This is a genomic window from Rhizobium sp. TBD182, assembly GCF_001950375.1.
GTDB classification, from domain to species: Bacteria; Pseudomonadota; Alphaproteobacteria; order Rhizobiales; family Rhizobiaceae; genus Agrobacterium; species Agrobacterium tumefaciens.
In genome coordinates, this window is sequence record NZ_BDLN01000002.1 from 273,227 (window position 1) to 298,118 (window position 24,892).

Here is a 24,892-nt window from a genome sequence, read left to right on the forward strand (position 1 = left end):
GCGACGAAAGCACCTCATTTTTCCGCCCGCTCGAATAGCTCCTCAAAGCGCGGCTTCGCCCGGCCTGGGACCTCTACCGTCCTGTAGCTCTGCGGCAAAACCGCGTCCCCCACCTTGATCAGCATGACCATGCCCATGCCGTAATGCGGCGAGCATTTGATGCCGTAAAAGCCTGGCTTTTCGAAACCGGTCTCGAATTCGTCGTTGATCCGGCTTTTGAAACCTTCAATCCCTTCGGGAACCATACTGTCGATCGTCGCGGCATTATGGCTCTTGTGGCTCGGCACGAAGCGCACGCGGTCGCCCGGAGCGATCTCCAGAAAATCGGGCTCGAACACCATGGAGCCCTTTTCGCCACGGTTCAGCATCTTCACCTCGAAGGTCTCGGCTCCGGCTTGAATTGAAAACCCTGTGGCCACAACCATGGCAAGTCCCGCGGAAACGGAAAGCTGTCGGGCGCAAAAGCGGAGATTTGCAAGTCTTTTCAATTTCATCATCGTGCCGTTGCTTTCCTTGCGTGATCGGACGCACCGTGGGCCGGCAGAAAACGAATATGTGAAAATCCGCTTTCATCCGTGGTGACGACGGATTGCACCCCGAACACATCGGCGATGGTCGAAGAGGTGAGGACCTCGCGCGGTGGGCCGACAGCGATCATTTCACCGCGATGCATGATGGCGACGCGGTCGCAGAACATGGCGGCATGATTGAGATCATGCAGCGCCGCCACAACCGTCAGTCCCTGCCTGCGCACCAGATCGAGCAGGCCGATCTGGTGGCCGATATCGAGATGGTTGGTCGGCTCGTCCAGCAGCAGAATATGCGGCTCCTGCGCCAATGCGCGGGCAATGTGCAGGCGCTGGCGTTCGCCGCCGGAAAGGTGATGCCAGTTTCGCTCGGCCTTGTCCGCCATATCGACATTTCCGAGCGCTGCATCGACGATGGCATCGTCCTTTGGCGACCATGCGGAAAGCGGGCCGAGATAGGGCGTGCGCCCCAGTTCCACGGCCTGTCGCGCGCTGATGCGCTCGGTGGTTTCGGCCTGCTGCTCCACAAAGGCCAGCCTGCGGGCAAGTTCGCGCCGCCCGAATGTGGCAAGCCGTTCCTCACCAAGCATGACATGACCCCGACGCGGCATGCGAATGCCGGCCAGCATGGAAAGCAGCGTGCTTTTGCCCGAACCGTTCGGCCCGATGATACCCAGAAACTCGCCCGGGGCGACTTCCAGCGAAACACCGCGCACGATGTCGAGATTGCCGGCATGAAAATGCAGATCGTGGGCGGATAATTTCATGACCGGCCTCTCTTCTGCCCGAGAATGAAGGCGAAGGCGGGCGCGCCGACCAGCGCAGTGATCACACCGATCGGCAGCACCTGCCCCGGAATGACGGTGCGCGAGAGGATATCTGCGATGATCATGAAAATTGCACCGGTCAGCGCCGTCACCGGCAGCAACATGCCGTGGCGAACGCCAACGAAGATGCGCGCCGCATGCGGGATGACGAGACCGACGAAGCCGATGGAACCGACCAGCGACACCATGACTGCCGTCATGACCGCCGAAACCGAGATCAGCACCGCATAGACCCGGCGCACCGGAATACCGAGCGAAGCTGCTGCCTGACCGCCGAAAGCGAAAGCATCAAGCGCGCGTGCGTACCAGAGGCACACCCCAAGACCCGCAATACTGACGGGCAAAGCCAGCCAGACATCCGGCCAGCGCACGCCCGAAAGATTGCCCAGCAGCCAGAACATGATGCCGCGCGCCTGTTCGGCATTGGCGGATTTGGTGACGATGAACGACGTCATGGCGTTGAACAGTTGCGAACCGGCGACCCCCGCCAGGATGATGGCGCTGTTGCCGTGCCCTGCCCGCACCGCCAGAAGGCTGACAAGCGAAAAAGCCACAAAAGCCCCGATCAGGGCGCCGGCCGGCATCGTCAGGAACCCCGCCCCGAAGCCCAGAAGCGCCACGGCCACGGCCCCGGTTGAGGCGCCTGCGGAAATACCGAGGATATATGGATCGGCGAGCGGGTTGCGCAGAAGTGATTGAAGCACCGCACCGGCCAGCGCCAGCGAGGCGCCACAGCACGCGGCAACAACGGCGCGGCTGAGGCGGTAACTCCAGACGATGCCCTCATCCAGCGGCTCCAGCGGATAACCCGCATGGAAGACACGATTGGCAATGGTCTTTGCCACCACGTCGAACGGAATGGCAGTCTCGCCGATGGCCGCACCGGCCATCAGCGCGACGAGCAGCAGGGCGAGTGCGGCAAAAGCCAGACCCGCCCTGCCAAGATTGACGGAAAGACCGTTCACTTGGCGAGACCGGCTGTGGAAATCGCCTCGGCCAGCGTTTCAATGCCTTCGATCGTGCGGATGGTCGGGTTCATCGCCTGCGCGTCCATTTCGAAGACATGGGCCGCCTTGACGGCGGGCATGATGCTGGCAACCGGATCGGTAGCGAGGAACTTGAGCTTGACGGCGACGTCATCGGCGGGAAAACGCCGGCGGTCCATCTTGCCGGCAACGATCACGGACGGATTGGCCTTGGCGATGGTTTCCCAGCCAACAGTCGGCCATTCCTCATCGCTTTCGATAACGTTCTTCAGTCCGAGCGCGGACATGATGTAACCCGGCGCACCATTGCGGCCCGCCACGTAAGGATCGATATCCAGCTCGGCGCTGGAGAACCAGAAGACTGCTGAAATCTTGCCATTCGCCGAAGCGATCTTGGCGCGGGCGGCTTCCTCACGCTTTTTCAGGTCGGCAACGACTTCCTCGCCGCGATCCTGCACGTTGAAAATTTTCGCAAGGTCGCGGACCTCCTGGTAGATCAGGTCCATGGTGAAAACGGACTTGCGCACGCCGTCGCCGCCGCCGGAGTTGTCCTTGCCCATGCAATCGGCAGGCGAGGTATAAACGGGAATACCGAGTTCGGCGAATTGCTCCGGTGTTCCGACAACGCCTTCGGGACCGATCTGCCACTGGAACTGCGTCGTCACGAGGTCCGGCCTCTTGCCAACCACCGCCTCGAAGCTCGGATCATTGTCGGCAAGCCGCTCCACCTTGGCATTGGCGTCCTCGTAACCCTTAAGAACCGGGCCGATCCACAGCGCCGTACCTACCACCTTGTCGGCCACGCCGAGCAGATAGAGAACCTCGGTCGTGCTCTGGCCGACCGATACTGTGCGGGCGGGCGCCTGCTTGAAGGTGATTTCGTGGCCGCAGCTATTGATCGTCAGCGGATAGGTGGTTTCGGCAGCCTGAGCGGCACCGGCGGGCAAGGCCGCTAATGCGACAACCAGAAGAACGGCGGAAACCGGCAGGCGTTTGAAATGAAACATATGTTCTCCAGTCTAAGTAAAGTGGCGTGATCCGCAGGCCGCGCGTCAAAACGCGTAGTGACAGAGCGACAACAAGTGTGGAGATGGAGAACGGGACTCTAAATACGTTTCCGCGGACGGAAAGGTCATAATCAGCTCCTCTTCCGGGCATCCCCGCCCGTAACGATGGTCAATATTATGACGGCAGGTCTCCTGGCTCACGAATATACGCCGTTCATCTGCCTTCCCGCACCTTGAAGGGTGCAGTGGCATGACGCTTTTCAGGCGTCACGAGGATGAGCGGCAATCCGCTTACAGTTGCGGGGGCAGCCACGGCATTGGGCGATAGAAATCACCCGCACCATGTTCCCTATTAATCCCTTTGCCCTTCGGCTTCAGGAACCGTCACTTTCTGACATAAGGGGCAAGCGCCGGGGCGTCAATTGCGATAGTGCTGCAGCTCAGCACAAAGACGGACCCGCCAACGCGAAAATTTTTGTAGCGCCGGAAGGCGCCGGTTGCGGCGCGTCTTTGGACATGGTGGTAAGGGTTTCAATCACCACCAGCCCGGATTGCGCAATAAAATCAATAAAGAGACTATTGTCGCTGATGGTGTCGAGACGCACCAGCTCATCGTCCAGATCGGTAAAATGCCGCCTCACAAGCGCAATCGCATCCATGTCCGCACCCGCAACGACCGGACCGATAATGTGGCCCCGCCCTGCCGCACGGCGCAGCGCAAAAGCGGTAAGACGGTCCGCCTCAAACACACCGTAACCCGCATTCTGCGTCAAAAGTCGCTGCAAAACGTTCCGGCGCGAAACGCCAAAAGCCGCCCGGTCTAGTTCCACCACATCAGTCAGATGACCTGCGGATAACGGCTCTATTCGTTGTTTTCTGCCGGGCGGCGGTATCTCGAAAAGGCAATTCGCCCTTCCCCGGAACAGATATACTTTTTCCGCATCGCCGGCAAAACCCAACCTTGAAAACAACCGCCGCGACGCTCCCGTCGCGTTCAACCGCAGGGAGACAGTGGGGAATTTCGCGACAAGTTTCTGCACCAGCCATGGTGCTACGCCCTGCCCCTGCAAACGGGGGGAAACAATGACCATGCCAAGCGTCGCAAACCCCTGATCATAGGGAAAGAGCATCGCGGTTGCGACAACACGGTCGATCTCATCGAGCGCGGCGAGACCCACGCCGCATTGCCGCAGAAAACACCATTCATTCGCGTGATATCGCCATCCGACGGCCATGGAGAGTGCATGCAGATGATCGGCATCCACGTCCGCGATATCCACGGTCCGCAGCTCGAAACTATCGACTTTGAGCAGGTCCATAACCAACGGCCCTCATCCCCTACGGCTCACAACCTTCATCCGGTCCCGGCCTAGCCCACGACATCCGACGGTAGCCGGTTACGCCAGCACGAATTTTCTGAAAGCACTGGAAGGTCACAACAATCTACCGAAATCATTCGCATTTCAGCAGATAAACGTCGCAGTCCATTCTAAGCTTTCGGGATGACAATCCGGTCAGCGGAGACGACCATTGAACGCAATCGAAATCCTTGAGCGTCTCGTCGGTTTCCCGTCGGTCGTTGGAACCGCCAATGGCGATATTGCCGGCTGGATCGCCGATTATCTTGAAAGCCACGGCGCGAAAGTATCGCTGCTTGCGGGACCGGAGGGCGACCGCGCCAATCTCTTCGCCACCTTCGGCCCGGCCGATCGCGCCGGATATGTTTTGTCCGGCCATATGGATGTCGTACCCGCCAGCGAGCCGGAATGGTCTTCCGATCCCTTTACACTGCGGGCGGAAAATGATCGTCTCTACGGGCGCGGAACCACCGACATGAAGGGTTTTCTGGCCACGGTTCTCGCCGCGGCGCCTGCATTTTCGCGCATGGCGCTGAAACGTCCCGTGCATGTCGCCTTTTCCTACGACGAGGAGGCGGGTTGCCGTGGCGTTCCGCATCTTCTCGCCAGATTGCCTGAACTGTGCGCCGCACCGGCCGGCGCAATTATCGGCGAACCGAGCAATATGCGGGCGGTTCGTGCACACAAGGGCAAAGCAGCAGCTCGCATTACCATCCGTGGCCGTTCCGGCCATTCGTCCCGGCCTGATCAGGGGGTGAATGCCATTCATCTGATGACCGGTATCATGGCAAAGGCCGTAGAGACGGCACATGAGCTGACGAAAGGCCCCTTTGAAGCGACTTTCGAGCCACCCTACTCCTCGCTGCAGATCGGCACGATGAAGGGCGGCCAGGCGATCAACATCATCCCCGATTTCTCGGCCATCGAGCTGGAAGCGCGGGCGATTTCCGGCATATCGCCGCTTGAACTGCTCGGGCCGGTTCGCGCAAGCGTCGAGGCTCTTGCAGCAAAGGGTGTCGATATCGAATGGACGCCTATGAGCGATTATCCGGCGCTTTCGCTTGCAGCCAATGCTCCGCTTGTTCTGCTTCTGGAGGAATTGACCGGCACCCCCTGTCTCGCCGCCGTCAGCTACGGCACGGAGGCGGGGCTGTTCCAGGCGGCGGGCATCGACGCCATCATCTGCGGACCAGGGGATATCGGCCGCGCCCACAAGCCGGACGAGTTCATAACGACGGGCGAACTTTCGGCCTGCCAGTCGATACTGGAAACACTCGCAAGCCGCTGTGCGGCTTGAACCTTCGGGAAGCATAGATTTCAGATGACGTTTCTCTTCAATTCCGACGCCAAGCGCGGCGAGATTTTCCGACAGGCTCTAGCTGCAGAACTGCCTGATCTGCCGTTTTCTATGGATGCGTCAACTGTCGATCCCGACGCAGTCCGTTACCTCATCACCTGGACGGCACCGCAGGACATTGCCCGGTACCGCAATCTCGAAGTCCTGTTTTCGATCGGCGCGGGTGTCGACCAGTTTCACATCGAGGCGATCCCTGAGACGGTAAAGGTCGTACGCATGGTGGATGAGGGCATCATCCGCATGATGCAGGAATATATCTGCCTCGGCGTACTTTCCCTCCACCGCAACCTGCCGGTCTATTTAAACCAGCAGCGCCAGCAACTGTGGAATGCCCTGCCCCAGCGTCAGGCGGAAGAGTGCCGGGTGGGCGTTCTCGGCCTCGGCATGCTGGGCGTTGCGGCGCTGGAGCGGCTGAAACCTTTCGGCTTTCCGCTTTCCGGCTGGAGCCGCTCACAGCGTCAGATCGATGGCGTCACCTGCCATCATGGCGACGACGGCCTCAAATCCATTCTCTCCACCAGCGATATTCTCGTCTGCCTGCTGCCTCTCACCGACGAGACCACGGGGCTTCTGAACGCCGAGCGTCTGGGGATGCTTCCCGAAGGGGCTGCTCTGGTTCACGCCGGGCGCGGCAAACAGCTCGATCATGACGCTTTGCTCGATGCACTCAACAGCGACAGGCTTTCAGGTGCGGTGATTGACGTTACCGATCCGGAGCCCCTGCCCAAAGACCACCGCTTCTGGACCCATCCGAAAATTCTCCTGACGCCGCATATTGCCAGCGTCACCCAGCCCCATTCCGCTGCCCGCACCGTCGTCGAAAATATCAAACGATTCGAATCCGGTCTCGAACCGCTCGGCCTCGTTGACCGTAGCCGCGGATACTGATCCTACCGTTCCAAGAAAGGACACCCATGTCTCTCCTCAAGACCATCGACACCAATCCCGCCTTTGAACCGAAAGCCTCCAAGGCCCTGCCCGAACGCCTCATCGCCGGCGACCCGTCGTTCAAAACCTGGCCGCTAGATGAAGCCCGTGATGGCACCGTGCATACCGGCATCTGGGAAGCGACCCCCGGCGAAAGCCGCTCGATCAAAGGCGAGACATTCGAGTTCTGCCACATTCTCGAAGGCGTTATCGAGATCACACCGGAGGGCGGCGCGCCGCTGCGTTACACGGCGGGCGACAGCTTCGTCATGAAGCCCGGTTTCGTTGGCGTCTGGAACACAATCGAAACCGTGCGCAAGATCTATGTGACCGTGAACGGATGATTTGCCGAACAGCATGCCTGGCATCCCGGCTGATGGAGAGGCATTTTTGAGAACAGCGATGGCTGGCAATCCGCAGGCGGATGCCAGCCATGGTTTACATGGGTATCCTGCCCGGATGCCTTTCGACCGGATTTACGGCCCTCGATCGGACCCGTCGCAAGGTTTTCGGCGCGGTCTTCATGCCCGCCGAAGATTGCGCTGTGGGCCACCAGCAAAACAGGATTTTCGTTCACCGCCCCCGCCGCAGTCGGTCGATGCTGCTTGCCATCAGGGAGTAGCTTTGGCGCATATCCACAGAGGATCATCCATGACGCTCAGCTTCGATCCAGACAGCCTGTCCTTGCCGATCGGCCATTTCATCGGCGACCGGCTGATCCCGGCTAAAAACGGCATTGACATGCATCGTCCTTCGGACGGTATCGAATATGCCGGTTGCCCGAAGGCGGATGCGGCACTTGTCGATGAGGCGGTGCAAACCGCCAAAGCCGCACTGAAGAGCAGTAACTGGGGCGGCGTGCGCCCGCGTGAGCGCACCAGGGTACTGCAACGCTGGGCAGACCTGATCGAGCAGGAAGCCGAGACGCTGGCGAAAATCGAGGCGCTCTCCTCAACCCGGCCCGTGGGCCACCTGATTGCGGGCGATATCGCCGTCACTGCCGAGCAGATCCGCTTCTTTGCCGAATTTGCGGACAAGGAGGGCGGTGATCTCGTGCCGACCGACGATACAAGCGTCGGCATGATCATGACCGAGCCCTATGGCGTCGTGGGCGCCATTACGCCTTGGAATTTTCCGGTGTCCATGGCGGGCTGGAAGCTTGGCCCGGCACTCGCAGCCGGCAATGCCGTAGTGCTGAAACCATCGGAGATGACGCCCTTCTCCAGCATTTTCATGGCGCAACTGGCCATCAAGGCAGGGCTGCCCGCCGGGCTTATCAACATCGTGCTGGGTGACGGGCCTGTGACAGGCAATGCCATCACCGGCCATCCCGAAATTTCCAAGGTCAGCTTCACCGGATCGACGGCAGCAGGTTCGGCCATCATGGCAAATATCGCGCGTACCGGCGTCAAGCCCATGACGCTGGAACTGGGCGGCAAAAGTCCGCAGCTGGTTTTTGCAGACGCCGATATCGAAAAAGCCGCCGCCGCGATCGCCGGCAACATTCTGTCCAATGCCGGGCAGGCCTGCGTTGCCGGCTCGCGCATCATCGTTGAAGAGAGTGTCGCAGAGGCGCTTTCCGCCGCAATCATCGCTCGCATGAAGACGGTGAAGCCCGGCCCGACCTGGGACGAAGCAACACAGTATTCGCCGATCATCTCCGAAGTGCAGCGCCAGCGCATTGACGGCATCGTGCAGGCGGCTGTCGCCCATGGCGGCGAATGCCTGACGGGCGGCGCGATCATGGACGGTCCGGGTTATTTCTACCAGCCGACCTTGATCGCAAATGTCGACCAGACCTCCCCTGCTGTCACAGAAGAGATATTCGGGCCAGTGCTGACCCTGCAAACCTTCAAGACGGAAGAAGAGGCGCTGGCGCTCGCCGATCATCCTACCTACGGTCTTGCCGCGGGTCTTTTCAGCCGCGATATCTCGCGCGTCATGCGCCTGTCTCGCGCCATCCAGGCAGGAACGATCTGGGTCAACCGTTATGGCCGCTCCCGCGACCATATCCTGCCGACCGGCGGTTACAAACGCTCCGGCATCGGCAAGGATCTCGGACGGGAGGCCTATCTCGCCAACCGCAAGAGCAAAAGCGTCCTGATCGGACTGTAACAGGGGAAACATCTTGAAAACGCATCGCATCGCACTCATTCCCGGAGACGGCATCGGCAAAAGCGTGACTGATGCCGCCTGGCAGGTTCTCAACACCGCAGCAAAAAGCTCCGGTTTTGCGCTTGAAGGCACCGAATTCCCCTGGTCCTGCGCCTTCTACAAGGAGACCGGCGCGATGATGCCGAAGGATGGCATCGAGACCCTGCGCGGCTTCGACGCCATTCTGCTGGGCGCGGTCGGCTGGCCAGCGGAGGTGCCGGATTCGGTATCGTTGCACGGCCTGCTTCTGCCGATCCGCAAGGCATTTGTGCAATACGCCAATATCCGCCCGCACCGGCTTCTGCCCGGCGTGCAGGGACCGTTGAAAGCGGATGGATTCGACATTCTCTGCATCCGCGAAAATACCGAAGGTGAATATTCCGGTGCCGGCGGACGCGTGCATCAGGGCACCGAAGACGAGGTCGCTGTCGAAACCTCCATCTTCACCCGCAAGGGCGTGGAACGCATCCTGCGCTTCGGCTTCGAGCAGGCGCAAAAGCGTCGCGGCAAGTTGGCTTCCGTCACCAAATCCAACGCCCAGAAATATTCGATGGTGTTCTGGGACGAGGTGACGCAAAAGCTCGCCGCCGAATATCCGGATGTTGAAGTTTCCAGTTATCATATCGACGCCATGGCGGCGCGCATGGTGATGGCGCCGGGAAGCCTTGATGTCGTGGTCGCCTCAAACCTCTTCGGCGATATCCTGACCGATCTCGGCGCAGCCATTCAGGGCGGCCTCGGTTTTGCCGCCTCCGCCAATATCAATCCCAACCGCACGGCACCCTCCATGTTCGAGCCGGTGCACGGTTCGGCCCCTGACATCGCCCATCTCGGCATTGCCAACCCCATCGCCGCCATCTGGTCCGGCGCCATGATGCTGGAGCATCTGGGTGAGGCGGATGCGGCCAAGCGGGTCATGGCGGCGCTGGAAAAGGCGACCGGCCGGGGTATTGGCACTGTGCCGGGCAAGGACAAGACAGACGTAATAACTGCCGCAGTTGTCGCGGCTCTCGACTGATTTCGGAGACAGATAATGCAGGGCTTGAAGGACAAGGAACTCTTTCGCCAAACGGGTTTGATCGGCGGCGCATGGAAGGCGGCCGCATCAGGCAAGACGGTCGACGTGATCGACCCGGCGACGCAGGCGCTGATCGGCACCGTGCCGGATATGGGCAGCGTGGAAACCCGCGCGGCCATCGAAGCCGCCAACGCTGCCTTCGGGCCGTGGAAGAAGAAAACGCACGCGGAGCGCGCGGCGCTTCTGGAAAAATGGTTCGCGTTGATGATCGAACACATCGACGATCTCGGCCTGATGTTGACCATCGAACAGGGCAAGCCACTCGAAGAGGCCAAGGGCGAAATCCGTTACGGAGCATCCTTCGTCAAGTGGTTTGCGGAAGAAGGCCGACGCATCAGCGGCGGCACCATTCCCTCTCCGACGCCGGATCGCCGTATCGTAGTGCTGAAGGAGCCGGTTGGTGTCTGCGGGATCATCACACCGTGGAATTTCCCGAACGCCATGATCACCCGCAAGGTCGCACCTGCATTGGCGGCTGGCTGCACCGTGGTCATCAAGCCCTCGGAATTCACGCCCTATTCGGCCCTAGCGCTCGGCGTTCTCGCCGAACGTGCAGGCATTCCGGCTGGCGTCATCAACATCGTCACCGGCATGCCGACGGAGATCGGCAACGAGATCATGGCCAATGAGACGGTGCGGAAAATTTCCTTCACGGGCTCTACCCGTGTCGGTTCGCTGCTGATGCGCGGTGCGGCCGACAGTGTAAAACGACTGTCGCTGGAACTCGGCGGCAATGCCCCTTTCATCGTATTCGACGATGCCGATCTCGATCTCGCCATCGAAGGCGCGCTCGTTTCGAAATTCCGCAATGGCGGTCAGACCTGCGTCTGCGCCAACCGCATTCTCGTTCAGGCGAGCGTGTACGATGCATTTGCGAAAAAACTGGCTGATCGCGTCGATGCCATGCGTGTAGGACCCGGAACGGAACTGGGTGTTTCCATCGGTCCGATGATCAACGAGCCGGCAATCGCCAAAATCCGCGCGCATATCGATGACGCCGTTTCCAAGGGCGCCGAGATCATTACCAAGCCTCATGATCTGCCTGAAGGTTCGCAATATACCGCACCGGTGGTGCTGACGGGCGCAACAACCGCCATGCGGCTGGCGAGCGAAGAGACCTTCGGGCCAGTCGCCCCGCTCTTCCGCTTCGAGACGGAAGAGGAGGCGATTGCGATCGCCAACGGCACGCCCTTCGGCCTTGCCGCCTATTTCTACACTGAAAGCCTCAAACGCGCCTGGCGCGTGGGCGAGGCGCTGGAGTTCGGCATGGTCGGCCTCAATACCGGGGCGATCTCCACCGAAGTCGCCCCCTTCGGCGGCGTCAAGCAATCCGGCCTCGGCCGCGAAGGCGCACAGGTCGGCATCGAGGAATATCTGGAAATGAAGACGTTCCACATCGGTGGACTTGCCTGAAGACTGTTCCTTTCTCCCCGCCTAAAGGGCCGCTCTGCGGCCCTTCTTTTTTGGTGCGAAATTGAAAAGCAGCACCCCCAGGGGTGTAAGAAAAATCCGGAGGCATGAATTGGTTTGACAAAGCCACGGCATTCACGTGTCGTGACCCCCGACTAGATCCGGGGTCCAGCGCGATCACGTCATTGATCGTAAAAGACTATTCACCGTGCAGGCGCGCAGTGGCTGGATGCCAGATCAAGTCCGGCATGATGAAGAAATGAACTAACGCGCTACTGAATCTTATCCAGCATCTTGTAATAAAGCCCCACCAAGGGAAGAAACCAGGGCTTGCCGAAATGGCCAGGCACCGCCGGCCAGTCCATCCCCTTCAGCGGGTTGTTGTCCGGGCGGCCCAGAATGGCGTCAGCCATGATCATGCCCAGATGGGTGGAAAGCTGGGCGCCGTGGCCGGAATAGCCCATGGCGTACCAGACGCCGTCATGGAAACCGGCGCGGGGATAACGGTCCTTGGTCATATCAACCAGTCCGCCCCAGCAATAATCGATCGGCACATGCGCAAGCTGCGGGAATATGCGGTGCAGGCTATCCATCAGGATCGCTCCACTTTTGGCATCCGAACGCTGGTCCGATGTCGTGGAAAAGCGCGCGCGGCCGCCGAAGATCAACCGGTTGTCCGGTGCGAGGCGGAAATAATTGCCGATATTCATGGTGTTGACGTAGGTGCGGTTACCCGGGACGGACGCCTTGATCTCGGCATCCGTCAACGGCCGCGTGGCGATGATGAAACTGCCGACCGCGATGATGCGACGGCGGAAATAGCCGAAACCGGAGGGCGTGTAGGCGCCGGTTGCCACAAGAACATTATCGGCAGTGACCTTGCCGCGCGCCGTTTCCAGCGTGTGTGTCTTGCCGTTCTGAGTATGTTTCGTCACCGCCGCATTTTCGAAGATGACCGCACCATGGCGGCTGGCAGCCTGCGCAAGGCCGGCCACATAGCGGCCCATATGCATCATGGCGCTCTTCTTGGACAGCATGGCGCCATAAAAGGGAGAGCCGATTTCCGCCTTGAGATCGTCAACCGACAGAAGCGCCGTGTCGGGATCCACCTCGGCATGAACAGCCTCGAAATTCTTCGCCAGACTTTCGAAATGCTGCGGTTTCGAAGCCATTTTCAGCTTGCCGGCGCGGCGGAAATTGCAATCGATCCCTTCCTCGGCGATCAGGCTTTCCAGCGTGTCGATCGAGGCATCCAGCGCCTTGTAGAGCGCGATGGCGCGCTCCTTACCGAGTTCCGCCTTGGCGGAGAGGTAGGAGTGGGCCAGCCCGTTGTTGAGGTGGCCGCCATTGCGCCCGGAAGCACCCCAGCCGACGCGCTGTCCTTCAAGAACAACCACGCGCGCGCCCGCTTTTGCCAGCTGGCGCGCAGCACCCAGACCCGTGAAGCCGCCACCAATGACGGCCACATCGTAATGGCCTTCGACAGGACCTTGCGCCGCCCCCGCAAACAGGGGCGCCGTGTCGTGCCAATAGGAGACGAGCTTCATGATCCGGTCCTTCCTTACAGTCCGACGACGCCCGCGAGACCGGAAATATCGGAGATCTCCGTATAACCGTAATAGGGGTTTGCCGGTTCGTGGCCGCGGTTGACCCAGACCTTGTTCTTGATGCCGAGATCGTGCGCGGACATCAGGTCGTAGCGGAAGGAGGACGAGACGTGCAGAATATCTTCCGGGCCGCAGCCGAGCATGTCGAACAAATATTCGAAAGCCTTGAAATGTGGCTTGTAGGCCTGCGCCTGTTCGGCGGTATAGACGGCATGGAACGGCGCGCCAAGCTTTGCCACATTCGACATGATCTGCGAATTCATGGCGTTAGACAGAATGACCAGCGGAATTTCCTTGGCAACCTTCGCCAGACCGGCCGGAACGTCGGCATGCGGACCCCATGTCGGAACGCGCTCATACACCATTACCGCATCTTCGTCCTTGAAGGCCACACCGTTGCGCTTGCAGGTGCGCGACAGGGCGTTATGGACAACTTCGGCGTAAGGCTTCCAGTCATGCATGACCTCGTCCAGGCGATAGGCAGAGAAGTCCTTGATGAATTGCTGCATCTCGGCCTCGCCCAGACGATCACCATAGAGATCGCGGGCAGCTTCTGCCATCTGGAAATGAATCAGCGTACCGTGGCAATCGAAAGTGATGTATTTCGGGCGGAAGATGGTCATGTCGTCGTCGTCCTTGCTTGGGGATGGGTGGTGGCTGCAATAACAAGATCATAGAGGCCTTTGCCCGGTCGACGCACTGCAATTGCCATTCGCGAAAGCAGATTGTTGCGTATGCGGCCGCCAGTTTGGCAGAGAGTTGCGTGCGATAAAACCGGAAGCCGCCGCCCACCCCCGTTCTGCGGATGGAAGCAGATGATGTGCGGCATAAGATGCGGCGGCGGGTAAAAGCAACAGTGAAACATATCGAACCTTGCCATTCGTCGGGACAATGTTCTTTTGCCGCCGGTCTATCAATGAACATGAAGAATAAAACGGAGTTGGGCCATGCAAGCCAGCCTCATCGATATCCTGAAATTTGAGCCGCAACACCTCGACGCCGCCGTCGAGCTTTCCCGCCAGGCCGGTTGGCCACACCGCCGGGAAGACTGGGCGCTCGTCCTTTCACTGAGCAAGGGTTTCGTCGCTATCGAAAACGGTCGCGTCGTCGGAACCGCAATGGCCACGCTTCTCGGAGACACCTGCGCCACCGTCAACATGGTGATCGTGGACGAGGCCATGCGCGGCCGTGGTCTCGGACGCAAGCTGATGCAGGCGGTCGTCGATGCTGCGGAAAATCGCGAGTGCCGTCTGACCGCCACCGCTGAAGGCCTCCCCCTCTATGAGAAGATGGGGTTCGTGGCATGCGGCGAGGTGCGTCAGCACCAGGGAATTCCTACGGCCGCCGATAAGCCCGCCAATGTGGCATGGGCAGAAACGATTGTACCGGCCGAGCTTGCCGCACTCGACGCGCAGGCATTCGGTGCGGATCGTACGGCACTCTTTACCGAGCTTGCGGATAGGGCACGGTTTGCGGTGGTTCAACAGCATGGCGCCATCATGGGCTTTGCAGGCCTTCGCGCCTTTGGCCGTGGTGAAGTCATCGGCCCGATTGTGGCGGAAACTGCTGAAATCGCAAAGGATTTGATTGCCTTCGTAGTTTCCGAGCGCCCCGGCGCATTCCTGCGCGTAGACACCACCACCGAGACGGGCCTCGGTCCCTGGCTTGCCGAATACGGTCTTGCCCATGTCGGTGGCGGCATCGCCATGCGCCGGCCGAAGGCGGAAACCTCTGCCGACAAAAAACTGAAAACATTCGCGTTGACCAGCCAGGCGCTGGGCTGAATCCGGAGAGACCCATGTTAAGCAATTCACTGATCGAGCTCGACCGCGCCCATCTGGTGCACCCTGTCTCTTCCTTCCGCGGCCATGAAAAGCTTGGCGTTCGCGTGCTGAAATCGGCAAAGGGTGCCACGATTACCGACATGACCGGCCACCAGCTGATCGACGGTTTTGCCGGCCTCTGGTGCGTCAATGCAGGCTATGGCCATGACAGCATCGTGGAAGCGGCGGCAAAGCAGATGCGTGAACTGCCCTATGCCACTGCCTATTTCGACATTGGCAGCGAACCCGCCATTCGCCTGGCCTCCGAACTCGCCGACCGCGCGCCAGGCGATCTCAACCACGTCTATTTCACGCTTGGCGGATCCGACGCGGTGGACAGCACCATCCGCTTCATCCGCTATTACTGGCACGCCAAAGGCCAGCCGCAGCGCGACCAGTTCATTTCCATCGAACAGGGTTATCACGGCTCCACCACCGCCGGTTCAGGCCTGACTGCGCTGCCCGCCTTCCATGCAGGTTTCGGCGTGCCTTACGACTGGCAGCACAAAATTCCGTCTCACTATGCCTATCGCAATCCGGTCGGCAGCGACCCCGCCGCCATCATCGCCTCTTCCCTGCAAATCCTGAAGGACAAGATCGAGGCTATCGGCCCGGAGCGGGTCGCCGCCTTTTATGCAGAGCCCATTCAGGGCTCCGGTGGCGTTCTGGTGCCGCCGCCTGGCTGGATCAAGGCCATGCGGGAACTCTGCCGTTCGTATGGCATTCTCTTCGTTGCCGACGAAGTTATTACCGGCTTCGGCCGCACGGGACCACTGTTTGCCTGTGCCGACGAAGATATCGTGCCGGACTTCATCACAGCCGCCAAGGGTCTGACTTCGGGCTATGTGCCGATGGGCGCCGTCTTCATGGCCGACCATGTTTATGATACAATAGCCGACTTCGCCGGCGATGCCGCGGTCGGGCACGGTTATACCTATTCCGCCCATCCCGTCAGTGCCGCCGTTGGTCTCGAAGTGCTGAAACTTTACGAGGGCGGGCTGCTGGAAAACGGCCGGCGCGCCGGTCAGCGGCTGATGGCCGGGCTGGAAGGATTGAGAAGCCATCCGCTGGTTGGCGATGTACGTGGCCGGGGCATGCTTGCCGCTATCGAACTCGTGACCGACAAAGAGAAGAAAACTCCGCTGCCGGCTGCAGCGGCCCCTGCACGCAAGGTTTTTGACCGCGCCTGGGAAAACGGCCTCATCGTGCGCGCCTTCGCCAACGGCATCCTCGGCTACGCGCCGCCGCTGTGTTGCACCGATGACGAGATCGACGCCATTATAGAGCGGACGCGGAAAACCCTCGACCAGACGCTCGAGGACCCGGCAGTGCGGGCCGCCATGGCGTGAGGCGAACAGTGGATGGCGTTGCGGCACCTTCTCGAAATGTCGCAACGCCGCACATATTCGCAATATTCTGCCGAAGACCCGATCCTTTTCGGAGAATCCGGCGCGCTGGAACTGCCAAACTATCAACAGAAAAAGCACTAAACGCCATAAAAAAGGGCGTCAGCAAGAATGGGAACGGGACAAGGATCCCGTCCGGGAACAGAATAAAATGCCGCAGCCTTCCCAAGGGCTCTGCGCGGCAAAGCGGAGACCGACATTGCCCAAGAAACTGAGCGACTTCAAATATATGAGCTTCGACGTGGTGGGAACTCTCATCGATTTCGAAGGTGGCTTGAAATCGACCCTGACCCAGATCGGCGCTGAAAACGGCGTTGAGGTCGACGGTGAAAAGGCGCTTAGCCTTTACCGCGCGGCGCGTTACTCCGACGCCACCGATCTGTTTCCGGACGATCTCGTCCGCGTCTACCTGATCATCGCTCCGGAACTCGGTTTGCCGGCGGAGCGCGCTCTGGGTGAGCGCCTGCGCGACGCAGCAAAAAACTGGAAAGGCTTTGAAGACAGTCGCGCCGCGATGGCCGAGCTTGCAAAGACGCATCGTCTCATTGCCATGACCAACGCCCAGCGCTGGGCCTTCGAGTATTTCTCGAAGGAACTCGGTAGTCCCTTTTACGCCGCTTTCACAGCGGATGATACCGCCACGGAAAAGCCGGATCCCGCATTCTTCGAGAAGGTTTTCGCCTTCGTTGAAAGCGAAGGCGCATCGAAGGACGACATTCTGCACGTTGCGCAGAGCCAGTACCACGATATCGGCATTTCACGGAAACTCGGGATGACCAATTGCTGGATAGAGCGCCGCCACGCCCAGAAGGGATATGGCGGCACCATCGAGCCGGAGAACTTTACCGAACCGGACTACCACTTCACCTCGATGGCCGGCCTTGCCGAGGCCACGAGACACTCGGGCCGCTGAAGCGCCTGTGGCATGACGCGCACTGGGGCGTGGATGCCGAAAATTACTGCAGATGCCATTTCAACAAATCATACAAAAGGGGAAGACCATGAGTGACAGGATTACAAATTGGACCCGCTCTGACGATGCCGCCGTTGAACAGGCTATCCGTCGCGGCGCGACGCGGCGAGAGCTGCTTCACATGCTGCTGGCCGGCGGCGTAGCAATTTCCGCCGGTTCGGCCATTCTCGGCCGCGCCTCGCAGGCTCTGGCGGCCACTCCCGTTTCCGGCGGCACGCTGAAGGCGGCCGGCTGGTCCTCCTCCACGGCCGACACGCTCGACCCCGCAAAAGCCTCGCTTTCGACGGATTACGTTCGTTGCTGCGCGCTCTATAACCGGCTGAGCTTCCTCGATGTTTCCGGCACGCCCCAGATGGAGCTGGCCGAATCCATCGAAACGAAGGACGCCAAGACCTGGACCGTGAAGCTGCGTTCCGGCGTCACCTTCCATGACGGCAAGGCACTGACCGCCGATGACGTGGTCTATTCGCTGAAGCGTCACCTTGACCCGGCCGTCGGTTCGAAGGTCGCCAAGATCGCCGCCCAGATGACCGGCTTCAAGGCGATCGACAAGAGCACCGTCGAGATCACGCTGGCAAACGCGAACGCAGACCTGCCGGCCATCCTGGCATTGCATCACTTCATGATCGTTGCCGATGGCGCGACCGATTTCTCCAAGGGGAACGGCACCGGTGCCTTCAAGCTGGAGAAATTCGAACCCGGCGTCCGCTCGATCATGTCGAAAAACACCAATTACTGGAAACAGGGTGGTCCGCACGTCGATAGCTTCGAATTCTTCGCGATTGCCGAAGACAATGCCCGCGTTAACGCCCTCATTTCGGGCGATATCCACCTCGCAGCGGCTATCAATCCGCGTTCGCTGCGCCTTCTCGACAAACAGGAAGGCATCGTTCTGTCCAAGGGAACGTCCGGCAACTACACCAACCTCAATATGCGGCTGGACCAGACGCCCGGCAACAATGCCGATTTCATCGCGGGCATGAAGTCGATCGTCAACCGCGAGCAGGTCGTCAAGGCGGCTCTGCGTGGCCTCGGTGAAGTCGGTAACGACCAGCCCGTGCCGCCCATGAGTCCCTACCACAATCCGGACCTCAAGCCGAAGGCCTTCGATCCTGATAAGGCGAAGTTCCACTTTGAAAAAGCGGGTCTTATCGGTCAGTCCATCCCCGTCATCACCTCGGATGCTGCAAACTCTGCCGTGGACATGGCGATGATCATCCAGGCGTCGGCCGCAGAAATCGGTGTGAAGCTGGATGTGCAGCGCGTTCCCTCGGACGGTTACTGGAGCAATTACTGGCTCAAGGCGCCTATTCACTTCGGCAATATCAACCCGCGCCCGACCCCGGATATTCTGTTCTCGCTGCTTTACGCCTCCGACGCGCCGTGGAACGAAAGCCAGTACAAGTCGCCGAAGTTCGACAAGATGATGCTCGAAGCACGTGGCATGCTGGACATGGACAAGCGCAAGCAGATCTACTTCGAAATGGAAAAGATGATCGCCGACGAAGCCGGCACCATCATTCCCGCCTATATCACCAATGTCGACGCCATCACCTCCAAGCTGAAGGGTCTGGAAGCCAATCCGCTCGGCGGCATGATGGGTTACGCGTTTGCTGAATACGTCTGGCTCGAAGCCTGATAGACCAAGGGGCCGGGCGCCGATGCGCCCGGCAACCTTTCCGCCGGTGCGGGAAGCCTCCACAGCTGGAGCGACACTTTGAAAAACAAGCGGTTTTCGCCTGATATCTCGCTCCAGCCATATAATTTGGATCATGATGATTTCAGGTCGATCGGGCCTGAAATCATCATGATCCAGGCAGGTCGCAGGAGCATGTAAATGAACAGCCGGATACTCTCCCTTATCGCCAGGCGGCTGGTCGTCATGCTGACGACGCTGCTTATCGTATCGTTTATCGTCTTTTCCGCCACCAGCCTGCTGCCCGGCGACACGGCAACGATCCTTCTTGGCCAGTCGGCAACGCCGGAGGCCGTGGCTGGTCTGCGCACCGCCATGCATCTCGACGACCCGGCCCTTCTGCGTTTTGTCCGCTGGCTTTTTGGCCTGCTACACGGCGAACTCGGCACGTCCTACGCCAACAATATGGCGATCGCCGACCTCATAGGCCCACGTTTCGTCAACTCCATGAAGCTTGCCGGCATCACCACTGTTATCGCCGTGCCGCTGGCCCTGACGCTCGGCATCAGCTCCGCCATGCTGCGTGGAACGCTTTATGATCGCGCCGTCACCATCCTGACCATCGGTGTCATTTCCGTGCCGGAATTCATGATCGCGACGCTCGCGGTTCTGCTGTTCGCCGTATACCTGAAGTGGCTGCCGGCCCTGTCGCTGGTCAGCGAGGTGCATACCGTGTTCGATGTGCTGCGGGTTTACGCCATGCCGGTCATCACGCTCACCTTCGTCGTGTCGGCACAGATGATCCGCATGAGCCGCGCCGCCGTCATCGAGACGCTCGATACGCCCTATGTGGAAATGGCGCTCCTGAAGGGCGCTCCGCGCATGCGCATCGTCCTGCGCCACGCACTTCCCAATGCGCTTGGTCCCATCGTCAATGCGGTTGCTTTGTCGCTTTCCTATCTCGTCGGCGGCGTCATCATCGTCGAGACTATCTTCAATTATCCAGGCATCGCCAAGCTGATGGTTGATGGCGTCGCGACCCGTGATCTGCCACTGATCCAGAGCTGCGCAATGATTTTCTGCGTCGGTTATCTCCTCCTCATCACAACCGCCGATATCATCGCCATCATGTCCAATCCGAGGCTGCGCTGATGACCGACAATATCAAAACAACTTCGGGGACCTCGCGCTTGGGTTACAAAATCAATGTCGTCGGCGTTTTCGGCTTTCTCGTCATTTTTCTCTGGGCCATGGTTGCGATCTTTGCGCCCTATCTCATCCCGCATCCCGTCGGTGAAATCGTCGATCTGGATTATTTCGGTCCGATGACCTCCGATCTCTGGCTCGGCTCCGACTATCTCGGCCGCGACGTGTTTTCCCGCATTCTCATGGGCGCGCGTTTCACGGTCGGCATCTCGCTTGCCGCCGTAACGATCGCCTGCGTGTCGGGCGTCGTTCTCGGCATGAGCGCTGCCGTGGTCGGCGGCTGGTTCGATGCGGCCCTCAGCCGTTTTCTCGATGCGGTGAACTCCATTCCAAGCAAGCTTTTCGGACTTGTGGTTGTCGCTGCCGTTGGCTCCTCCATTCCTGTGCTGATCGTCACCCTGTCGGTTATCTATACGCCCGGCGCCTATCGCTTTGCCCGGGCGCTCGCCGTCAATGTCAATACCATGGATTTCGTCACCGTCGCCCGCGTGCGCGGCGAGAGCCTCTTGCACCTTATCAGCTCCGAAATCCTGCCCAACATCATCCGTCCCGTGCTGGCCGATCTCGGCGTGCGCTTTGTGTTCATCGTGCTGCTTCTGTCGGGCCTTTCCTTTCTCGGTCTTGGCCTGCAGCCGCCGAATGCAGACTGGGGTGCGCTGGTGCGTGAAAACATCGGCGGTCTGCCCTTTGCCGCGCCAGCCGTGATCTTTCCGTCGTTGGCGATTGCCAGCCTGTCGATCAGCGTCAATCTGCTGATCGACAATCTGCCGCAGAAAATCCGCGACAGGAGCGAATAATGACAAATCTTGTTGAAATCCGTGGACTTAAAGTCGAGGCGACCACCGATTCCGGCCGCCGCATCCAAATCATCAGGGGTGTAGACATCGATATCGCCGATGGCGAGATCGTCGCATTGATCGGCGAAAGCGGCTCCGGCAAGACCACCATTGCACTGACATTGATGGGATATGCCCGCCCAGGCTGCCGTATTTCCGGCGGCAGCGTCACGGTGGCAGGCCGCGATATGGTACAGCTTTCCGAAATGGAACGGGCGAAGATCCGCGGTACGAAAATCTCCTACGTCCCTCAAAGCGCCGCAGCCGCCTTCAATCCGGCGCAAAAGATCATCGACCAGGTCATAGAGGTCACCCGCATCCACGATCTGATGCCGCCGCAGGAGGCGCGCCAAAGAGCGGTGGAACTGTTCAAGGCATTGTCGCTGCCCAATCCCGAAACCATCGGCGACCGTTATCCGCACCAGGTTTCCGGCGGCCAGCTTCAGCGTCTCTCCGCCGCCATGGCGCTGATCGGCAACCCGGAACTGGTCATTTTCGACGAACCGACTACGGCACTCGACGTAACGACACAGATCGAGGTTCTCCGCGCCTTCAAATCAGCGATGCGCAAGGGCGGCATCGGCGGCGTTTATGTTTCGCACGATCTCGCAGTCGTCGCCCAGATTGCCGACCGGATCGTGGTGCTGAAAGGCGGCGAGATACAGGAAACCGGCACGACCACGGATATTCTCGAGAATGCACAGCATCCTTATACGCGGGAGTTGCTCACCGCTTTTAACGATAAGGTACGCACCGTAGCGCCGCTAAAACAAAGTGACGCGAAGCCGCTGCTGGATATCGAGAAGCTGATCGCCGGATATGGAACGAAAGGCGAAGACCATATGCCGCTGGTGCGTGCGGTCGATTCCGTCAGCCTTGCAGTCTATCCCGGACGCAATCTCGGCATCATCGGCGAATCCGGTTGCGGAAAATCGACGCTGGCGCGCGCCATTGCCGGCATTCTGCCCGCCGCCAGCGGGCATGTCATCTTCGAAGGTCGGCAGCTGGATGCCGATGCCCGCCAACGCACCAGCGATCAATTGCGCCGCATGCAGATCGTCTTCCAATATGCCGATACGGCGCTAAACCCGGCCAAATCCATCGAGGATATTCTCGGCCGGCCGCTGACCTTTTATCACGGCATGAGAGGCAAGGCGCGCGACACCCGGATCGACCAGTTGCTGGATATGGTGAAGCTGCCGCGCTCGGTTCGCCACCGCCATCCTTCCGGCCTGTCGGGCGGACAGAAGCAACGCGTCAACTTCGCCCGCGCGCTCGCAGCAGAACCATCGCTCATCATTTGCGATGAAATTACCTCGGCGCTTGATACGGTCGTCGCAGCCGCGATCATCGACCTGCTCGGCGAACTCCAGCGAGAGCTGAACCTCTCCTACATCTTCATCAGCCACGATCTCTCTGTGGTGGAAACCATCTGCGACGAAATCGTCGTGATGTATGGCGGGCAGAAAGTGGAGCATCTGGCAACGGAAGCGATCAAATCGCCGACCCATCCCTATTCGAAGCTCCTGTTCTCCTCGGTACCGAAGCTCGACCCGAAATGGCTCGACAATCTTCAGCAGGATGCAGAGTTGGTGCGGGCGTTTTCCAAGAGGTGACAACATCAGTTTCGTCATCCTCGGGCTCGTCCCCAGGATGACGTTGAGTACGAAGCGACGCGTCTCGACATTCTGGCGCCCCTGCAAAGGGACGTCTTCCACCTCAAAGCGGAAACAGGCTGGTCAGCGGCATATGCGATTTGATGATCGGAGATTTCAGCACAACGAAGCTGAAATATTTGTCGATACCGACATCCATGTCCGTCAGCCGCTCCATGATCGACTGATATTCGACGATGCCGGAGGTGACGAATTTCAGGAGGTAATCGTAACCGCCTGAAACGAGGTGGCATTCCACTACCTGATCGATCTTTTCTATAACGCCGAGAAAACGGGCGAAGTCGATCTGGCGGTGGTTCTTGAGCGTGATCTCGGTGAATACCGTCAGCGTCTGGCCGAGCTTGTTGATGTTGATCTGCGCCGAATAACCTTCGATATAGCCCTCGGCCTGAAGCTTCTTGACGCGCATCAGGCAGGGGCTTGGCGAGAGATTGACAAGCTCCGCCAGCTCGACATTGGTGATGCGACCATTTTTCTGGAGTTCGTAAAGGATCTTGATATCGATCCGGTCAAGTTTCATCACGTGCGGAACCCCTTTTATATTTTTTCGTGCACGCGGCATAAAATTCTGACGCGGCCATGGAAATCTTATCACATGAGCGTGCCCTGTCGACGCGGGGATGTTTTTTTCATCCAGCATAAAGAGTTGCAGACATGGCTACGAACAGCAGGAGATTCCGGCAATCGGCGCAGTCTGGCAGCGTTTACCCGGCGACCAAGGTAAATTAAGACGAATACAAGGAGCCCCACCATGCCTGCGCCGCTGCAACAGATCACGACATCACCGGAACTGCCGAAATCGGCGGACGCCGTCATTATCGGCGGCGGCATCGTCGGCGTGTTCGCAGCCTATTACCTCGCCCGGCGTGGCCTGAAAGTGGCTCTTGTCGAAAAAGGTCTTGTTGGCGCGGAGCAATCCAGCCGCAACTGGGGTTGGTGCCGGCAGCAGAACCGCGACGCCCGCGAATTGCCGATTTCAACGCAGAGCCTGGCGCTCTGGGAACGGTTTGCCGCAGAAAGCGGCGAAGACACCGGTTTCCGCCGCTGCGGATTGTTCTACCTGAGCGACAACGAAGCTGAAATTGCCGGCTGGGCGCGCTGGCGCGACTTTGCCATCACCGCAGGCGTGACGACGCATATGTTGAGCGCGGATGAGGCGAGCAACCGCGGACGCGCGACTGGGAAACGCTGGAAGGGTGGCGTCTTTTCGCCAACGGACGGCACCGCCGATCCCTCGATGGCGGCGCCGGCCGTCGCGCGTGCCCTCATGAAACTGGGCGGAACGGTGCACCAGAATTGCGCCGCGCGCGGTCTGGAGACGGAAGGTGGTCGCGTTAGCGCCGTCGTTACCGAAAAAGGCACGATCCGCACCAAAACCGCCATCATGTCCGGCGGCGCCTGGGCCTCGTCCTTCTGCCGCCAACTCGGAATTCGTTTTCCGCAAGCCGCTGTCCGCTCCTCAATCCTGTCCGTCACAGCAGGTGCGGAAGGACTGCCGGATGCGCTGCATACAAAAGCCGTTTCTGTAACACGCCGGAGCAACGGCGGTTACACGCTCGCCATCAGCGGCCTCGGTCGCATCGACCCGACCGCGCAGCAAATGCGGTTTGCACGCGAATTCGTTCCGATGTTCCTCAAGCGCTGGCGCAGCCTGCGACCGGGTGGATTGGAAGGGATTCGCGGTGGGCACGAAACGCTGAAACACTGGCGGCTCGATGCGCCGACGCCGATGGAACGGGTTCGTATTCTCGATCCGAAACCGAATGCCGCCGCCATACGTGAGACCCACAAAAGGGCGCTGGAACTTTTGCCCGCACTCCGCAAAACCCAGATATCCGCTGCCTGGGCCGGCTTCATCGACAGCACGCCGGATGGTGTGCCCGCCATCGGCGAGACCAGCGAATTGCCCGGCTTCATTCTCGCCGCCGGTTTCAGCGGCCACGGTTTCGGCATCGGCCCCGGCGCTGGCCACCTGATCGCCGATATCGTGACGGGTTCAACCCCGATCGTTGACCCCGCCCCGTATCATCCCAGCCGTTTCCTTGACTCGTCATGGGGCAAGGTCGCGGATTTCTGATTGTTCTGCGCAGGCCAACAG

General features: G+C 59.8%; 21 protein-coding genes, 1 pseudogene and 1 riboswitch. Of the genes and pseudogenes, 14 read left to right on the forward strand and 8 right to left on the reverse strand.

The features are described from left to right. Window positions 1-14: 14 nt before the first annotated feature. The 5 genes and pseudogenes from T18_RS10000 to T18_RS10020 all read right to left on the reverse strand — a co-directional run bounded on the left by T18_RS10000 (window position 15) and on the right by T18_RS10020 (window position 4,666). The gene (locus T18_RS10000) at window positions 15-497 is read right to left on the reverse strand and encodes a pseudoazurin (protein WP_003511047.1); all 483 of its coding nucleotides are present in this window, start codon (window positions 495-497) and stop codon (window positions 15-17) included. Continuing rightward, window positions 494-1,294, reverse strand: coding sequence for an ABC transporter ATP-binding protein (locus T18_RS10005; RefSeq protein WP_003511050.1), 801 nt, complete (start codon window positions 1,292-1,294; stop codon window positions 494-496). Before T18_RS10005 ends, T18_RS10000 begins: the two co-directional genes overlap by 4 nt. Next, window positions 1,291-2,319 (reverse strand): FecCD family ABC transporter permease, encoded by a 1,029-nt coding sequence (locus tag T18_RS10010; RefSeq protein WP_003511052.1) that lies wholly within the window; start codon window positions 2,317-2,319, stop codon window positions 1,291-1,293. The genes T18_RS10005 and T18_RS10010 overlap by 4 nt, the downstream gene beginning before the upstream one ends. Beyond that, window positions 2,316-3,269: pseudogene (locus tag T18_RS10015) on the reverse strand (ABC transporter substrate-binding protein); the annotation flags it as partial. The pseudogene T18_RS10015 and the gene T18_RS10010, both read right to left, overlap by 4 nt. A gap of 242 nt (window positions 3,270-3,511) precedes the next feature. After that, window positions 3,512-3,748: riboswitch (cobalamin riboswitch) on the reverse strand. A gap of 39 nt (window positions 3,749-3,787) precedes the next feature. Then, the gene (locus T18_RS10020; protein WP_003511056.1) at window positions 3,788-4,666 is read right to left on the reverse strand and encodes a GNAT family N-acetyltransferase; all 879 of its coding nucleotides are present in this window, start codon (window positions 4,664-4,666) and stop codon (window positions 3,788-3,790) included. Window positions 4,667-4,877: 211 nt separating this feature from the next. On the opposite strand from T18_RS10020, the gene argE reads away from it, so the two are divergent. The 6 genes from argE to T18_RS10055 all read left to right on the forward strand — a co-directional run bounded on the left by argE (window position 4,878) and on the right by T18_RS10055 (window position 11,634). Further along, window positions 4,878-6,002 carry an acetylornithine deacetylase gene (gene argE / locus T18_RS10025; RefSeq protein WP_003511058.1) on the forward strand — a complete coding sequence of 375 codons (1,125 nt, stop codon included), beginning with the start codon at window positions 4,878-4,880 and terminating at the stop codon, window positions 6,000-6,002. Between the two features lie 24 nt (window positions 6,003-6,026). Then, a complete protein-coding gene (locus T18_RS10030; protein WP_003511060.1) occupies window positions 6,027-6,950 on the forward strand; it encodes a 2-hydroxyacid dehydrogenase in 924 nt (307 codons plus the stop codon). A gap of 26 nt (window positions 6,951-6,976) precedes the next feature. After that, complete coding sequence (locus T18_RS10035; protein WP_003511062.1) at window positions 6,977-7,333, forward strand: cupin domain-containing protein; 357 nt, start codon at window positions 6,977-6,979, stop codon at window positions 7,331-7,333. A 307-nt stretch (window positions 7,334-7,640) separates the two neighbouring features. Next, window positions 7,641-9,104 carry an aldehyde dehydrogenase family protein gene (locus T18_RS10045; RefSeq protein WP_003511064.1) on the forward strand — a complete coding sequence of 488 codons (1,464 nt, stop codon included), beginning with the start codon at window positions 7,641-7,643 and terminating at the stop codon, window positions 9,102-9,104. Between the two features lie 13 nt (window positions 9,105-9,117). After that, window positions 9,118-10,161 (forward strand): tartrate dehydrogenase, encoded by a 1,044-nt coding sequence (locus T18_RS10050; protein WP_003511065.1) that lies wholly within the window; start codon window positions 9,118-9,120, stop codon window positions 10,159-10,161. 15 nt (window positions 10,162-10,176) lie between these two features. Next, the gene (locus tag T18_RS10055) at window positions 10,177-11,634 is read left to right on the forward strand and encodes an NAD-dependent succinate-semialdehyde dehydrogenase (protein WP_003511066.1); all 1,458 of its coding nucleotides are present in this window, start codon (window positions 10,177-10,179) and stop codon (window positions 11,632-11,634) included. A 269-nt stretch (window positions 11,635-11,903) separates the two neighbouring features. Here the strand turns inward: T18_RS10055 and T18_RS10060 are convergent, their stop codons facing one another. Further along, the gene (locus T18_RS10060) at window positions 11,904-13,178 is read right to left on the reverse strand and encodes an NAD(P)/FAD-dependent oxidoreductase (RefSeq protein WP_003511067.1); all 1,275 of its coding nucleotides are present in this window, start codon (window positions 13,176-13,178) and stop codon (window positions 11,904-11,906) included. Window positions 13,179-13,192: 14 nt separating this feature from the next. Next, the gene (locus tag T18_RS10065; RefSeq protein WP_003511068.1) at window positions 13,193-13,861 is read right to left on the reverse strand and encodes a haloacid dehalogenase type II; all 669 of its coding nucleotides are present in this window, start codon (window positions 13,859-13,861) and stop codon (window positions 13,193-13,195) included. A gap of 324 nt (window positions 13,862-14,185) precedes the next feature. Between T18_RS10065 and T18_RS10070 the strand changes: the two genes are divergently transcribed. The 7 genes from T18_RS10070 to T18_RS10100 all read left to right on the forward strand — a co-directional run bounded on the left by T18_RS10070 (window position 14,186) and on the right by T18_RS10100 (window position 22,734). After that, on the forward strand, window positions 14,186-15,022 hold the full coding sequence (locus T18_RS10070) for a GNAT family N-acetyltransferase (RefSeq protein WP_003511069.1): 837 nt from the start codon (window positions 14,186-14,188) through the stop codon (window positions 15,020-15,022). Between the two features lie 14 nt (window positions 15,023-15,036). Then, window positions 15,037-16,410: an aspartate aminotransferase family protein gene (locus T18_RS10075; RefSeq protein ID WP_003511070.1), complete on the forward strand. Its 1,374-nt coding sequence runs from the start codon at window positions 15,037-15,039 to the stop codon at window positions 16,408-16,410. A gap of 256 nt (window positions 16,411-16,666) precedes the next feature. Further along, window positions 16,667-17,380 carry an HAD-IA family hydrolase gene (locus tag T18_RS10080; protein ID WP_003511072.1) on the forward strand — a complete coding sequence of 238 codons (714 nt, stop codon included), beginning with the start codon at window positions 16,667-16,669 and terminating at the stop codon, window positions 17,378-17,380. Between the two features lie 88 nt (window positions 17,381-17,468). Beyond that, window positions 17,469-19,079: an ABC transporter substrate-binding protein gene (locus T18_RS10085; protein ID WP_038494132.1), complete on the forward strand. Its 1,611-nt coding sequence runs from the start codon at window positions 17,469-17,471 to the stop codon at window positions 19,077-19,079. A gap of 198 nt (window positions 19,080-19,277) precedes the next feature. Beyond that, window positions 19,278-20,228 (forward strand): ABC transporter permease, encoded by a 951-nt coding sequence (locus T18_RS10090; RefSeq protein ID WP_003511075.1) that lies wholly within the window; start codon window positions 19,278-19,280, stop codon window positions 20,226-20,228. Beyond that, window positions 20,228-21,079 (forward strand): ABC transporter permease, encoded by an 852-nt coding sequence (locus tag T18_RS10095; RefSeq protein WP_003511076.1) that lies wholly within the window; start codon window positions 20,228-20,230, stop codon window positions 21,077-21,079. The genes T18_RS10090 and T18_RS10095 overlap by 1 nt, the downstream gene beginning before the upstream one ends. Further along, window positions 21,079-22,734 carry an ABC transporter ATP-binding protein gene (locus T18_RS10100; protein ID WP_003511077.1) on the forward strand — a complete coding sequence of 552 codons (1,656 nt, stop codon included), beginning with the start codon at window positions 21,079-21,081 and terminating at the stop codon, window positions 22,732-22,734. Before T18_RS10095 ends, T18_RS10100 begins: the two co-directional genes overlap by 1 nt. Before the next feature lie 103 nt (window positions 22,735-22,837). Here the strand turns inward: T18_RS10100 and T18_RS10105 are convergent, their stop codons facing one another. After that, entirely contained in the window at window positions 22,838-23,314 is a 477-nt protein-coding gene (locus T18_RS10105; RefSeq protein WP_013761655.1) for an Lrp/AsnC family transcriptional regulator, read from the reverse strand. 231 nt (window positions 23,315-23,545) lie between these two features. On the opposite strand from T18_RS10105, the gene T18_RS10110 reads away from it, so the two are divergent. Further along, complete coding sequence (locus tag T18_RS10110) at window positions 23,546-24,871, forward strand: NAD(P)/FAD-dependent oxidoreductase (protein WP_003511080.1); 1,326 nt, start codon at window positions 23,546-23,548, stop codon at window positions 24,869-24,871. Window positions 24,872-24,892: the final 21 nt, after the last annotated feature.